This window comes from Bacteroidota bacterium (assembly GCA_018266755.1).
Lineage (GTDB): Bacteria > Bacteroidota > Ignavibacteria > Palsa-1295 > Palsa-1295 > JAFDZW01.
Genome location: JAFDZW010000005.1, coordinates 207,778 through 222,129, shown reverse-complemented (window position 1 = coordinate 222,129; position 14,352 = coordinate 207,778). Strand labels below are relative to the sequence as shown.

Annotated in this window: 9 protein-coding genes; 5 read left to right on the top strand and 4 right to left on the bottom strand. The window is 52.8% G+C overall.

Annotated elements, in window-relative coordinates:
* Positions 1-11: 11 nt before the first annotated feature.
* The 4 genes from JSS75_05610 to JSS75_05595 all read left to right on the top strand — a co-directional run bounded on the left by JSS75_05610 (position 12) and on the right by JSS75_05595 (position 6,335).
* Positions 12-2,279 carry a bifunctional (p)ppGpp synthetase/guanosine-3',5'-bis(diphosphate) 3'-pyrophosphohydrolase gene (locus tag JSS75_05610; protein ID MBS1903163.1) on the top strand — a complete coding sequence of 756 codons (2,268 nt, stop codon included), beginning with the start codon at positions 12-14 and terminating at the stop codon, positions 2,277-2,279.
* The gene (gene ruvX / locus JSS75_05605; protein MBS1903162.1) at positions 2,269-2,700 is read left to right on the top strand and encodes a Holliday junction resolvase RuvX; all 432 of its coding nucleotides are present in this window, start codon (positions 2,269-2,271) and stop codon (positions 2,698-2,700) included. The genes JSS75_05610 and ruvX overlap by 11 nt, the downstream gene beginning before the upstream one ends.
* A 620-nt stretch (positions 2,701-3,320) precedes the next feature.
* Positions 3,321-5,357 (top strand): FAD-dependent oxidoreductase, encoded by a 2,037-nt coding sequence (locus JSS75_05600; protein ID MBS1903161.1) that lies wholly within the window; start codon positions 3,321-3,323, stop codon positions 5,355-5,357.
* A gap of 471 nt (positions 5,358-5,828) precedes the next feature.
* Positions 5,829-6,335 carry a hypothetical protein gene (locus tag JSS75_05595; protein ID MBS1903160.1) on the top strand — a complete coding sequence of 169 codons (507 nt, stop codon included), beginning with the start codon at positions 5,829-5,831 and terminating at the stop codon, positions 6,333-6,335.
* Between the two features lie 67 nt (positions 6,336-6,402).
* Here the strand turns inward: JSS75_05595 and JSS75_05590 are convergent, their stop codons facing one another.
* Entirely contained in the window at positions 6,403-7,923 is a 1,521-nt protein-coding gene (locus tag JSS75_05590; GenBank protein MBS1903159.1) for a hypothetical protein, read from the bottom strand.
* Positions 7,924-7,980: 57 nt separating this feature from the next.
* Positions 7,981-9,165 (bottom strand): hypothetical protein, encoded by a 1,185-nt coding sequence (locus JSS75_05585; protein MBS1903158.1) that lies wholly within the window; start codon positions 9,163-9,165, stop codon positions 7,981-7,983.
* 258 nt (positions 9,166-9,423) lie between these two features.
* Here JSS75_05585 and JSS75_05580 point away from each other — a divergent pair, with 258 nt between their 5' ends.
* Complete coding sequence (locus JSS75_05580) at positions 9,424-12,876, top strand: hypothetical protein (GenBank protein MBS1903157.1); 3,453 nt, start codon at positions 9,424-9,426, stop codon at positions 12,874-12,876.
* Here the strand turns inward: JSS75_05580 and hemH are convergent.
* Both hemH and JSS75_05570 read right to left on the bottom strand, forming a co-directional pair.
* On the bottom strand, positions 12,868-13,854 hold the full coding sequence (gene hemH / locus JSS75_05575) for a ferrochelatase (protein ID MBS1903156.1): 987 nt from the start codon (positions 13,852-13,854) through the stop codon (positions 12,868-12,870). The genes JSS75_05580 and hemH overlap by 9 nt on opposite strands.
* A complete protein-coding gene (locus JSS75_05570) occupies positions 13,851-14,348 on the bottom strand; it encodes a hypothetical protein (GenBank protein ID MBS1903155.1) in 498 nt (165 codons plus the stop codon). Before JSS75_05570 ends, hemH begins: the two co-directional genes overlap by 4 nt.
* Positions 14,349-14,352: the final 4 nt, after the last annotated feature.

The window sequence follows — 14,352 nt, the reverse complement described above, 5'->3', positions numbered from 1 at the left end:
ATCATGATAGTATGCCCTCCGTAGTTCCCAGTGCATCGCCGGTGCCGCCATCGCCGAGTGATGGTTCTGCTGCTACTGTGCAAGTAGAGGACAATTCCGAAGTCGTCTATCAACAGAAACTTGACGAACTCCTGACAGCGTGTAAGGGCAGCCTGCGCCACTATGACTCAGCCCTCGTCACGAAAGCCTTCCGTCTTTGTTACGAAGCTCATAAAAACGATCGCCGGGCATCCGGTGAGCCATACTTTCTGCATCCGTTCGAGGTTGCCATGATCGTAGTGCGGGAAGTCCCGCTCGACGACGTCTCGGTCGTGTGTGCTCTCTTGCACGATGTGGTCGAAGATACCGCGTACACGATCGACGAGATCCGAGAAGAGTTCGGCGATACGGTCGCAGAAATCGTCGATGGGGCCACCAAGATTAGCGATATCTTCCGCTCGCGTGAGATCACTCAGGCAGAGTCGTATCGCAAACTTCTGATCTCGATGGTCAATGACGTACGCGTCATGCTGATCAAGTTTGCTGACCGTTTGCATAACATGCGCACGATCGAGTACCTCTCGACGGAGCGACAGATGCGAATGGCGAAAGAGACGCTCGATATTTATGCACCGTTCGCACATCGCTTCGGTTTGGCGAAGATCAAATGGGAGCTCGAAGACCTCTCATTCAAAGTCCTGAACCGAGAGGCATACGATGAAATCAAACGATCGCTTGCCGAGTCGCGCGTCGGACGGGAATCCTACATCGCCGAGACGATCGCTCCTATCCGGGATGCGTTGCAGCACGAAGGATTCAAGTTTGAGATCGTCGGTCGGCCGAAACACATATTCTCGATTTATAATAAGCTCATCCGTACCGGAAAACGCTTCGACGATCTGTACGATCTGTTCGCGGTTCGGATTATCATCGACACAAAGAACGACAACGACTGTTTCTCGGTCTATGGCATTGTGAGCTCGATCTACACGCCGGTCCCCGAGCGATTCAAGAATTACATTTCAGTCCCGAAGAAAAACGGCTACCAGTCGATACACACAACCGTGATCGGGCCTGGCGGAAAAATGGTGGAGGTTCAAATCCGGACGCGCCAGATGCACGAAATAGCGGAGAAGGGCGTGGCTGCGCACTGGAAGTACAAGGAACAAGTCACCAAGACCGACCCGGAAATCGAGGAGTGGGTCAAATGGGTAAGTGACCTATTCGAAGAAGACGAGGATGATGCTCCGAAGGCCCTGATGGAGAGCTTCAAGCTCAATCTGTATCAGGATGAGATTTATGTATTCACTCCCAAAGGTGATCTTCGCATTTTACCCAAGGGAGCTACCGTGGTCGATTTTGCATTCGATATCCATACACAAGTTGGCGTCCGCACCATTGGGGCGAAAGTGAATGGAAAGATCGTCCCGTTGCACACAAAATTGCGCTCCGGCGATCAGGTTGAGATTATCACTTCGAAGGCTCAGAGTCCGAATCCGGACTGGGAACACTTCGTCGCCACGCATAAGGCTCGTAATCAGATTCGCAAGTTCATCAATGAAGATCAGCGAGCCAAGATCTCCAAAGGGAAAGAACTGCTGAATAAGAAACTTGCCAAGGCGAAGTTGCATGTAAATGACGACACACTGGCGCGTTTCGCATCGGCTACGAACCACGGAAATATCGGGAAGCTACATCTTGCCTTGGCCGAAGAACGTGTCCAGGCAGAGGACATCATCTCGAAACTCCGGGATTGGCTCAAACCCGGAGGGGAACCCCGAAAAGAAGATGATGGTGGCGGTGCAGTGTTTGAAGTGCCATATCTTGAAGAATCTCGTCGTCAAACCGGCATTCTTATTCAGGGCCGCAGAGACGATCTGCTCTATAGTTACGCAAAGTGCTGCAGCCCGGTGCCTGGTGACGATGTGATCGGTGTGGTCACGGTCGGAGAAGGGGTAAAAATCCACCGACGCGAGTGCAAGAACATCAAACGACTTGAGAATGACGACCGTAAAGCACGGTTGATCGATGTCGAATGGCCGAGCACCGAAGAGACGGCGGACTATCTTGTCGGGATTCATATTTCAGGAGAGGACCGACCGGGAATGATTAGCGATCTTACCCATGTCATTTCGAGCTACAATAATACCAATATCCGCTCGTTCAGCATCGACTCACACGATCAAATGTTCGACGGGAAAATGACGGTGTACGTGAAGAATACGTATCATCTTGCGCGTCTACTGGAGAAGCTCCGACAGGTACGCGGTGTGACAAATGCCGTTCGATATGAGGAATAGATCCCGGGTTCTTTCGATCGACTACGGTACAAAACGTGTAGGCCTTGCGATTAGCGATGAGTTGCGAATGCTTGCCAGGCCGTTTACCACGTTGTCACAGTCTCCGGCACTCCTCAATGATATTCTCAGCCTTGTTGAGAAGGAGGCCGTCGGGTTCGTGCTGCTTGGGCTGCCACGGTCTCTCATGGGCGGCGACAGCGAAATGACCACGGAAGTACGAACCTTCGGCGAACGCCTCTTCGAACGGTTAGATGCAGTGGGGGTAGGGCATGCATTTCACGATGAGCGCCTCACGAGCATAATGGCTGCCAATAACCTCCGTTCGAGTGGGCTCTCGAAGTCCAAACGACAGGAAAAGCATCGCCACGACGAAGAGGCGGCTCGGATCATCCTCCAAGAGTATCTTGATAGTCAAGGATGATACACCTGACATCTGGCGGGATAGATGTAGAGTAAAGGGGACGTCATAAAAGAGAAAACCCGTCAGAATTGCTTCTGGCGGGCTTTCAGGAGGTCACTATGAAACACACAGAACGTGAGACTGAAGTCTTGGTGAGACAATGTTGGGTAATATTACAAGTTCCGTGCCAGAATGTTTCAGTCCATTCACTTTTTTTCGGCAAACTCCCGTCAAAAGTGAAGTTACGGGAAACTGGCCGGGAATACGTATGGTTATGTAGATAGCCAGAGGGTTGGTACGTGGGTTATTGTATTGCCAACCACGTATGTTTTCTCAAATGCAATTGTACCTCTGAGCTTGTATTCATACACTATTAACCATCGTCGTCTTTCTCACGGATGACGATACGTTGACAAGCAAGAAAGCGAAAAGAAGCACCGTATCCGTACTCACTGGTACAGTGTCACATGTGAAACGAAGAATCTGTACATGCTGACGGGACACGTCGCGATACAGGGTCATATTGGTCGAAACACATGGACACATAGTTGCCGGGACTTCTTCAACTACTGACGTTAACGGGCTACATCGTGGGGTCTAACTGAACATCATTCCACACTGGAAACGTGAAAGGAACACAAATGATAACTATTGTAGGCGGCGGATATACCGGACTGGTCGCTGCATATCTCCTTCATCGAGCGGGCAAAGACGTGACGCTTTACGAATGGTCCCGAGGGCTCGGCGGTCGGTCCACGACGCATAACCTCGGATACCGTACGATCGATATCGGGACACAGCGCATCGAACTCGGAGAGACTTCGGACAAGACCGAACAAAAGGGGCGGGAATTGCTTCGAAAGATTCTTGCCGAACGAGGCGCGTTGCCGCAACTGAAGCGGCTCCCGAACGACATCCTGGAATTTGACGGACGATCGATCGCGACCGCGCATCGTGTCGATCCTGAATGGTACTATCTTGACGGCGGCATGAAGGCGCTCGCTGAAGCGATTGTGCACGAGATCCCGGTCCGGACGCATTCGCGTATCAGCCACCTCCTGCCGGGTGACAAGACGATTACGCTGAAGAACCAGCGCGGAGAGAAACACGAGACTTCGACCCTCGTTCTTGCACTTCCGGCCTCCGACGCGCAGAAACTGTTGCAACCGCATGAAGGGGAGTCGCGGACGATCAAGAAGCTCTGTTCGCTGCTTGGCGACGTCGATTACGCGCCCACGGTTGGTGCTGTGTTCGGTGTTTCGCGGTTGAAAATGAACATCGGTTTTTCTACAGTGTATGCGACCGACGCGACCGCGCCGGTGATGTGGCTCTCTCGCGAGCAGAAGAAGCGCAAACTCGGCGTGTACAAAGGCGAGAATGCGTTCTACCTCCAGCTTGGCGCCGATGCCAGCAAGGAATGCATTGACAAGGATGACAATGTTGCCTACGCAGTCATCGAGCGTGTCTTCGAGCAGGTGCTCGACCTCGCGCTGCCCGAGATGAATTATAGCGAAATCAAGCGGTGGCATAGTGGAATCCTGAAGCACACCCCGTTCAAGTCCGGCGATGTGCAGAAGGTAAAGCTCGGTGGCGCAAATATCTATCTCGCGGACGACTATGTCATGGGTACTTCTTCGCTTGCTGCCTCGGTGCTTGCAGGCAAGTTGCTTGCCGATGAAGTTGCCGGCGTCGATACCGAAAAGTTTATCGCAGAGCCCGCTCGTGCACAGGCAATGGTCGATGACTTGCACTGGTACCCGGTCGTGCCCCCGAAGAAGACGATGAAGAAGCCGAAGGGGCAGAGCAAGGATCCGAATTCGAAGACTCAGCAGGAGCGCCGCAAGCGTGTGAAAGCAATGCGCAAGAAGATGAAGCGCATGCAGAAGATGCAGCAGCGGATGTCCTTCCAACGTGGCCGTTGGAACGGACCGCCCCAGCAGCGCGGCGGAGGTGGATACCAGCAACGAGGTCCCGGTGGCCCACGTCAGGGAGGTTTCGGAGGCGGACAGGGACGTCGTCCGTACGCACCGCAGCAACGTGGCGGTGGCTACAATCAGGGCGGCGGAGGTGGATACCAGCAAGGTGGAGGCGGAGGATACCAACAGCGCAGCCCACGCCGTGTCGTGCCGGTATTCCAGACTCGCAATCCTAACTACGATCGTGGTCCGCAGCAGGGCGGTGGCGGAGGATATCAGCCACGTCAGGGCGGCGGTGGGTACAACCCGAACCAAGGGTATCAACCGCGTCAGGGTGGTGGCGGGTATGGACAACGCTATAATCAAGGCGGTGGCGGAGGTTACCAGCCGCGCGGTGGCGGCGGTGGTTATCAACCCAGAAACTCAGGCTACAATCAGGGTGGCGGCTACGGCGGCGGACAGCGCGGCGGTGGCGGCTACAATCAAGGCGGCGGAGGGTATAACCAGGGCGGTGGCGGTTACGGCCGCGGGCCGCAACGCGGCGGTGGCGGCTACCAAGGCGGCGGAGGTGGAGGATATCGTCCTCGCCAGCAGGATGGCGGCGGCTACAACCAGGGCGGCGGCGGGTATGGCCGCGGACCCCAGCGTGGAGGTGGCGGTTACCAAGGTGGTGGCGGGTATGACCAAAACCGGGGGCGCCGATTCAATCAGTCGCAAGACAACGACAACATCGGTAACCAATTCACGCCGGACGAAGAATAGCACTGAAGGCCGGGGCAAGCGCCCCGGCCTTCTTCGTTATATCAACGGAAAAGGCCCGCATCCTCTTGGAATGCGGGCCTTTTTCTTGCAAAGGAGATCCAGCGCAACGTACGGTTAGCGCACTTTCTTCTTATGACGATTCATGCGAAGACGTTTCTTCCTCTTGTGGGTCGCCATTTTATGACGCTTGCGCTTCTTTCCGCTTGGCATAGGTTCGTGTTAAGAGATTAAAATTGAATGAGCCTACAACAATGTCCGGGCCGGAGAGTTTCCGCTTCCCGGAGTTAGTAGTTTTTGAGGGGAGCGGTGGGGGCAGGCTTTTTGCTGCGAATGAGGCGAGTATTTTTCGTGTATGGTGTACGGAGGCGACCTTGCTAATGCAAACAACCATTCATTTTAGCGAGTCTATGCCCCCGGTGTTGTATATTCGTAGCAACGAACAGCTTTATTGTTACTCATTCATCTACTGCCATGAAGAAGTTATCGTATTCCGCAGTTGCAGTTTGCGCGCTCCTGCTCATCGCTACCACCGGTAACGCCCAATTTAAAAACGGGAAGGATATGCTCGGCCCGCACATCGGACTCAGTGAGTACGGTGGGACCATCACCATTGGTGGAATGTTCGAGGCGCCTATTACTCATCCCAATGATGCCGGTCCGGGTATTATCGGCATTGCCGGTATCATTAACTATTATCACTATACATACTATTTGACCTATGGGGTCACGTGGTTGTATTTCGGCGTATTCGGTGACTACCATTTCTTGCTTGAGGATCGGAATCTTGATCCGTTTCTCGGCGTCGGATTGTACTATGCGTCCGTCAGCGAAGATGGATCTGGCTATGGATATGGCAGTGGGGTTCGAGTCGGAGCCCACGCTGGCTTACGCTACTTTTTTAGCCCCAATCTTGCAGGTCGCGTAATGTTGGGTAGCTCGGCGTCGTTCCTTACGTTGGGTATCGATTTCGGACTCTGATTTCAAATTAACAGAAAAACAAAAGGCTCGGACACCCGAGCCTTTTGTTTTTCACTCTGTAAAATCGTCAGAAGCGGAAGCTAAAAGAGATCGCAAGTTCGGACAGCGAAATCTCGTCTTTATCAATGCTCGCTGAGACGGATGTGGGGTTCGGTCCCGCAGTCACATCACTGTACAACGAATGGTCTGTGGTGTAGGAAGAATGTCTGTATGCGAGCTCAAGGATCGTTGACTTGCTCAAAAGTATTCCCACCCCCGTACTCCAGGTTTTCGTACCATAATTCGACGGGTCGTCTTTATATGCCGATGGTGTCGAAGAGAACCCGCCACGGAGTAGCACTCCAATAGGATTGATCATATATTCGCCACCGACATTCCAGGCAAGGACACCGTGCAGTAATGATCTGGCAGCATCGTTGAGGTCGCTCAGATCGACATTGTCGCCGCTAAAGTGCAATTGACTGTAATCGGTGTATGAAGCGGATGCGGCGAGTGTAAGTCCCCAATGGCTAAACGAGCCACCGACAGAAACGGATGCGGGGCTGGTGATGCTGTAGGAATTAGAGATCGATGGCTCGGTATTTGGCCAATCGGACGAACGATAGGTGCTTCCGTTCGTGAACGACGCAACGCCTGTTCGTGTGAAATGGTCGTCGATGCTATATACTGTCGGGGTGGTAAATGTCAACCCGAAACGAAGATACTCGTTGGGTTCGGTATAGAGAGCGAGTTTAAGGCTCACACCACTGATCGACTGAGAGCGAACATCCGTTATGGTCGCAGATTTCAAGTTATACGGTGGTGCCGAATCCGGACGGTTATACACGCCGTTGACATCGGTCTCGCTATATGTACGGCGATAGTCATAACTACCGAACAGGACATTGACGGTTGCCCCGATTGACACATTCTCTGCGACATCGACGCCCGCACCGATCCGAAAGGCATTCAATCCGCCTTCCTGAGTAACGGTCCCGGACTGCAACATGCCACCCGAGTAGGGAGTCGTCAATTTCGGCTGCGTAGAGTCCAACGGGCGCGTCAGGTAGAGAGCCCAGGCCATGTTCGTCGAATCCAAAAAGGAAAGATAATTAGAGAACAGCCCGCTACGGTACCCGGGGTCATTGACAAATCCGCTCGTATTCAAATACGACGAACTCGGGTTCACTGCGGAGAACCGATACGTAGACGTAAAATCCGCGATACGGTCGACACTGAGCCCGAAGGCAAGATGTCCACGGTCGGTGGGGACAGGAGCCGCATACGCAAATGAGTACGGGACGGTATTTGTGATGTCGTCGCTGCTGTTAGTAGAAAGGAAGTCGGCCGACGACGAATAGGAACGGTTATAGAGTGCAACATTGAATTCGTTATGCTCGACAAGGGTCAGTGCTGCAGGGTTGTATTCCAACGCAGACCAGTCGTTGACAGCCCCGACAAGCGCTCCTCCCATGCTGAGCCCGCGTGCACTCGTACCTGTTCCACTTGTACTAAGCCGTAATCCGTCGAGTAAGCCTTGGGCCTTGCTTTGGGTTGACCACAGAATCAAACCGATTACGATGCAGGAACATGTAATAAACTGTCTCATACGCAACATTAATAAAGGTGAGACCATAATATTGTTGTTGAACGAAGCAGAGGAGTGTTAATGACGAGAACGGCCGCCCCCACTGCTGCGTGCGCCGCCGCCGCCTCCTCCTCCTGAAGATTGCTGACGCGGAGCGCTTACGGAAGCCGCACCACGCCCACCGCCAGAGTATCGTGGGGCAGAGTATCCCGATGACGCTCTGTATGCCGGTGGAGCCGTCCGTACGCGAGAAACGGGATAGCTTCGGTTGGCAGCGGCCCGGAAGTTAGAATTTCGTTGTCCGTATGCAACGGGTGCACGGGCTCCGCGGGGAAGGGCATTAAAATTTCTCGGTGCTTGGTCTCCATCGCTCTGGCGACTTCTTCCTGTGCCGCTAGGCGCTTGTTGGCCGGTTCCGTTCGATCGTGGTGCAGGTCTTGCGGCTTCCTGCGAACGACCGGGATTTGCGTTCTGGTTAGTTTGCTCGGGTTGCTTCACGGTATTGACTCCGGAGCGTCCGGTGTTTGTACTGCCGGTGCTTGAGCCGGAGTTACCCGTCGAACGTCCGCCGCCATTTGGCTGAGGTGCGCGTCCGCCAGACGGAGTTGTCGAACTCCCGCCTACCGCGTTGCCCGATGTAATTACACTGCGGCCCGAACGTTGCTCTCCGCCGGTGATGCGGCCTGTTCCTGATCTTCCGGGAGGAGACCCTGCACCTCTATGATCGTCGTGCCAGTACCCGCGATGACCGTAGTATGGATAATATCCTCCTCCCCAGTAAGGATACGCAGGCGGTACAACGCACGGGTACCATCCAAACGGATCCCATGCGGAGTAGTAATATGCGTCGGGATAATACCACGGGTATTCATAGTAGGAGCGATCATACCACAAGCGGTGGTGGTATGCGGGCCCCCAATACCATGGGTCGCCAAACGTCACTGAAAAGCCTACGACCGGAGGGGCCGAATAACCCCAATAGTAATAGTATGGGTGGCTCCAGGGGATATCTTCGTAGTAATTGTTAATGACAGTCGTTCCCGTGCCTGACTCGGCGTACTCAGGTGGAGGCGCCGACGTATCGACGACCTCTGTCTGGGGTGGCTGCTGAGGTTGTGTATACTCAGTGTCACTTTCAACGAGCACGCGCCGCGCATGGCGGTGTCCTGAGTACCCCCAATAATCTCCCGTGCTTTTCACTTCGGTATAGCAGCCGCCGAGGAGGAGGCTCGAGAGGAGAAGTCCAGATGTGATCCTTAACATTGTATCACCTTTACAATCGTGTTCATTGCTCAATAACTCTAACGCCGCGCACGTGAAAATGATACTCCTATGCGGGTGACAATTCTGTGAATTCTTTGTAATTTTGATGCGGTTTATACTTGTAACAGAACCCCGGAGAACCGGTTTATATAATCGGTGGAATAAGCCACTCGTACACGTATTGTCGCTGAGTATCGCTTGACACACAGAGGAATCCGGCTTTGTCTTTGCTTCGTTGCGCTCATGTTGAGCGTAGGGATGAGTCTGCCTTCGAACGGTTCGGCAAAATGGAAGTTGATCGCCCGGATGCCTTCTGTTGATCCTCATTTTATTCCGGTTGTCAATGCCTGCTATTTCTTCAACGATCAGAGAGGGATCATTGGGATCGATGGAGTCAATGGGATTTGGCGAACGTATGATGGCGGTAACACATGGAGCCAGAGCACTATTCCACAGGGGTATGAGGGGTTGGTGAACGATATCCTTATGGTTGATTCTCTCCATGGGTATGCGGTGGTAGAAGATCAGTTCGGTTCTGCACGCGGACTGTGGCGCACCATCGATGGCGGAGTTACTTGGGGGGTGATGCAAGCTGGAGTCGGACAGTATACTTCGGTCTGCAAGACACCCGCTGCACTACTACTCTCTTCGAGATACTCCACCCCTCCAATCAGCATTTCGACGGACCAGGGACTTTCATTCATGCCTGCGGGGACGGATGAATACAACGATATCGGGTTCGTCGATGCAGCGCACGGAGTTGCGACCGGTTTCAGCCTTCGGAGCGGCCAATCGTATGCCAACGGATTATGGTCGAGCGATGGGGGACTGACGTGGTATACGAACAATCTCTACATGGAGTGTTGGAGTATTTACCCGAAAGTCGGTACACCGACATTTTTCGCAGTTGGTGAGGACCAGATGACAGCATCGGTCGAAGTACTGAATGTATATCGCTCCGACAACTACGGCAGAAACTTTCGGGTCGTTGGTGTCGTCCCGACGAGAACCACAGGCCATGTGGCCGGTGTGGGGGATGTGTTGTACGTACAGGCCTGGACGAGAAACATGTTTCCATCCCGTTATACGGGATTAATGCGATCGACCGACGGGGGCGTTACGTGGTTGTCGGTCGGCGGGCCGAGTAATTACCGCGATTGCAGATTCTGGGTAGGAAATTGTCATGGCCGTACGGTGATCGCATTCGATGAAAATGGCGGGGTCTGGAGGACCGATGACGGGGGAGACGGCACACTTCATGATGACGTTCGCAATCCGAACCTACAACCGGGAACGATCAACCTCGTCGCGGATGAATGCACCACGGCAAGCGGGTTGAGTATCTTGACACAGAATTCTTGTCAAACGATCACGATTCAAGATATTTCATTCGTCGATTCAAGCGACGAAGCGATTCGGTCCGGTGCGTTGACGATCTCAGGGCAGCCTTCGTTACCATCGCTCCTCGACTTTGGTCAAAGTGACACAATCCAGTTTTTCTGGAATCCTGCAAAGTTAAGCGGGCCGATTGCAAAGACCACTTTCCTGGTGAAGATACATAGTGTATCTGCCGATAGCTCGGTCATTCAGGATACGATCCTCAATGTCGATGTCACGGCGCTTGGGGCCGGCCCTAAATACACACTCTCACAGAATTCGATCAAGTTGGATTCGATCAATCTTTGCATGGGGTTGATCGACACGATTGTCACGCTGAGTAATCGAGGTTGCGACACGTTGTTCTTGAATGCCGCAACGCTGGGCGTGACTACCGATTGGGAAATATTCGCCGCCGACGGGTCGGCCCTCTCGTATCCGATCGCAATTCCACGGGATAGTTTGTTCAATTTGCGTCTGCGATACCGCCCGAGTATGAGCGGCGTGTCGTCGAACAAACTGACACTCACCGTCGAACAGCTTGGAATCACACGGGACACGATCATCAATCTTGCCGGAAGCGCATACCGCACCCTAAGCGTCCTGACGTCGCAGTCGACACGCGTGCCACCCACTTCTGTGTGTACATATTTCGACACCACGTTAACGATACGTAACAACTCGTGCGAAACGCTCACCATCGATTCATTGCTTTCCACCGATCCTGCATTTGAGATTCTCGGTGGGTTGCAGCCGCCAATCTCGCTTGCCGCGAACGGTGTACTTGTACTGACGATCAGATTCCATCCGCAGCGCAATATCGGCAGTTCGGGGCAGATACGGTATCATTATTACATCGGTAACGATTCTGCCGGGTCCACTACATACCTTGCCGGCTTAGGACTCAGTGGGACAGCACTACTTCGTTCGTCGCTCGGCTCTGGGTCGTATCATTTCCCGGACCGGATGGAGTGCGAACGAGGCGATTCCGTAAGTGTTGTATTCTCAAATGCCGGATGTGACTCGATGCAGATCGTCTCGGCATCGCTTACATCGGTTTCAGGTTCGGTTTTTGGATATGCAATTCAAGGCTCACTGCCGATAACACTTGCGCCGGGGTCTGGTAATTCGCAGGTTACTGTGGTACTTGATTCTACCGGAGCAGGGACATATACGGCGATCTTACTCGTTTCATGCCGACTGCCGAATGGCTCGTTATTCGACACAAGCATTCAAATCTCCGCCACGATCAACCCGGCGCCACATTTAGCCGAGACCCGAAGAGATCATGTCGATCTTGGTACGCTACCGTTCTGTTCTTCCCGATTCGATACTGTATACATCGAAAACAAAGGGTGCACACCGATCACGGTTAGCAGCATCACCCCTAACAGCGTGGACTATTTTGTCCATTGGGCACCTACCGTGCCGTTCAAAATCCCCGCTGCGTCGTATGATTCCGTAATCGTCGAAATGCAACCGACTGCAGTTGGTGGCCGAGGAGGAATGCTAACTATCGTAACGAACGACGATCTCGCTCCTGAGAAGATTGTGAACTACGTGGCGAGTGTTCAGCCGATAGATCATTTGACATTGCGTCCGTCTCTCGTCAACTCTGTGCTCATTGCCGGAGACACTGCGCGTATTGACATCGTGCCGGATCGCGACTGGCCGGGAAATGGGCTTCGTCAAATCGATTTCTCACTCGAGTATGTGCATGACCTGATGCATTATGTGAGCACGTTATCATCCAATCCGAACAATCGCATACTGACGACTCCCGTGGATATTCCCGGAGGGTTGCAACAACTGTCTGTACACTTGACATCGAACTCCGATATTGTGTTACAGAAAGACACGCCGCTCCTTAGCTTCTATCTTGCGACCTTTCTGACCGATACGACTCAGACGGATCTTCACCTTTCCAATGTGGCGATCAATGGAAGCGATTCTCTCTACCAGCGATGTGTATTGACGACCGACTTGAATGATCTCAGTGTGACCGTATCCTTTGCGTGTGGAGATGAAATTCTTCAAGGGTATATTCGTACGAAGAGGGTATTGTTCGTGAAGGCCCCACGCCCTGATCCTGGGAATGCTGCTTCGACCATTGTTTTTCCGTACTCAGTAGAGCAGGCGGGTACCTTGCTCTTCGAAGTATTCGACGAATATGGCAGACGCGTCTTTTCCGACAATAAGCACGTGGGACAGGCAGGGCTCAGTGAATTTAAAATTGACCCAAACACACTCCCGTCCGGAGCATATTCGTATGTCCTCCGGTATACCGGTGACGGGATTACAAGCGTGCGAGGGAAATTTGTGATTCTACAGTAAATCTAGTGCCTTTGATGCGATTTGGCAGAGTGACTCGATAAACAGAGGAGAGTCGTTAAGTCCTTCACATACCTCAAACTGCTGGATACCTGCGTGTTCGGCGATCTCTCGAACTTCGATATTCAGCTCGTGCACCGTTTCGATGTGGTCGCTCACAAACGCAATCGGTACCACAAGAATATGATTGACTCCTTGTGCGCCAAACTCCTGAATCGTCTTGTCGGTAGCCGGTTCAAGCCACTTCTTCGGACCAACTTTGCTTTGGAATGACAGAGAGTACGGGTTCTTCATCGGACGCCGAGACATTACCAACTCCATCGTTTCTTTGATCTGTTTCGAGTATGGGTCGCCTTTTGTGACCAGGTCAACCGGTGTCCCGTGTGCAGAGAAAAGGATGTGGACCGACTGAGGATTTGCAAACCGAGCGAGCCCTGCATCGATTCGCTCGTTGAGGGCGTCGAGGTACAGACTATTGTCGTAGTATTGTTCTATCCGCCGCTCGTTGAAGTGAAGATGCATCTGTTTCGTCACCCGGTTCCACTCGTTAAAACTCGATGCAGCGTTTGTGACGCTATATTGGGCGTAGAGGGGGAGCAGGACAACATCGGTTATTTCCCGACGCTTCAATTCCAACACCGCCTCGGTTGTAAAGGGCTTCCAATAACGCATTGCCAAACCAACATAGACACTATCGGTCCCGTAGTGCTTATCAAGTGCTTGCTGAAGAGCACGTTGTTGCTTTAAGGTTTGCTCGACAATGGGAGATTTCCCGCCGATCTCGGCGTACTTGAGTCGAACCGATTTCGACCGGGTAGAAGAAATCAGCTTTGCCAACGGCTTTTGAAACAGAAACCCGAGTGGGATCTGGACGATATCCGGATCGCTAAAGAGATTATACAAGAACGGCTCGACCGCATCGAGACTATCCGGACCACCAAATTGCATAAGTACTACGGCTTTCATTTTTGAAGAGGTCATAGTAGTAAGAGCGATCCGAATGCAAGCGGTGGAAGCACGAGTGAGAGCGCCATCAGTACGAACGTAAATCGGAATCGCGTAAAGCGCTCATCTGGCTTCTCATCCGTCGGCATCTGGCGCAATACATTACGCCCGAGCACCGCAAGGGCGATCATCGATGTGAATAGCGTTAGAAAGATCAGAGGCAGAAACACAGTGCTCATCTGTTCAATGACAAGGGTCGGGACGTTATCCTTCCCAAACGATCTGTACGCAATGATTTGGCGAGTCAGATTGCCGTCAGTTGAAAACAAAGACATTCCAAGGAGAAACGCAGAGATGAGGATCGCGAAAATATACCAATAGATAATTCGCGCATAGAGGAAGACCCGCAAGGTTGTCGGCTGCGAACGGAGAAACTCGATGGTTGACAGCCGTTTTGCGGATACCACATGGGCGGCAACGACAAGTGCGGCGGTCAGAACAAAACAGATCAGATAATGGCCAATCTGCATCGAA

Excerpts from the sequence above, each read along its gene's own strand:
- JSS75_05610 (MBS1903163.1), top strand. The coding sequence starts at position 12 with ATGCCCTCCGTAGTTCCCAGTGCATCGCCGGTGCCGCCATCGCCGAGT.
- ruvX (MBS1903162.1), top strand. The coding sequence starts at position 2,269 with ATGAGGAATAGATCCCGGGTTCTTTCGATCGACTACGGTACAAAACGT.
- JSS75_05600 (MBS1903161.1), top strand. The coding sequence starts at position 3,321 with ATGATAACTATTGTAGGCGGCGGATATACCGGACTGGTCGCTGCATAT.
- JSS75_05595 (MBS1903160.1), top strand. The coding sequence starts at position 5,829 with ATGAAGAAGTTATCGTATTCCGCAGTTGCAGTTTGCGCGCTCCTGCTC.
- JSS75_05590 (MBS1903159.1), bottom strand. The coding sequence starts at position 7,923 with ATGAGACAGTTTATTACATGTTCCTGCATCGTAATCGGTTTGATTCTG.
- JSS75_05585 (MBS1903158.1), bottom strand. The coding sequence starts at position 9,165 with ATGTTAAGGATCACATCTGGACTTCTCCTCTCGAGCCTCCTCCTCGGC.
- JSS75_05580 (MBS1903157.1), top strand. The coding sequence starts at position 9,424 with ATGAGTCTGCCTTCGAACGGTTCGGCAAAATGGAAGTTGATCGCCCGG.
- hemH (MBS1903156.1), bottom strand. The coding sequence starts at position 13,854 with ATGACCTCTTCAAAAATGAAAGCCGTAGTACTTATGCAATTTGGTGGT.
- JSS75_05570 (MBS1903155.1), bottom strand. The coding sequence starts at position 14,348 with ATGCAGATTGGCCATTATCTGATCTGTTTTGTTCTGACCGCCGCACTT.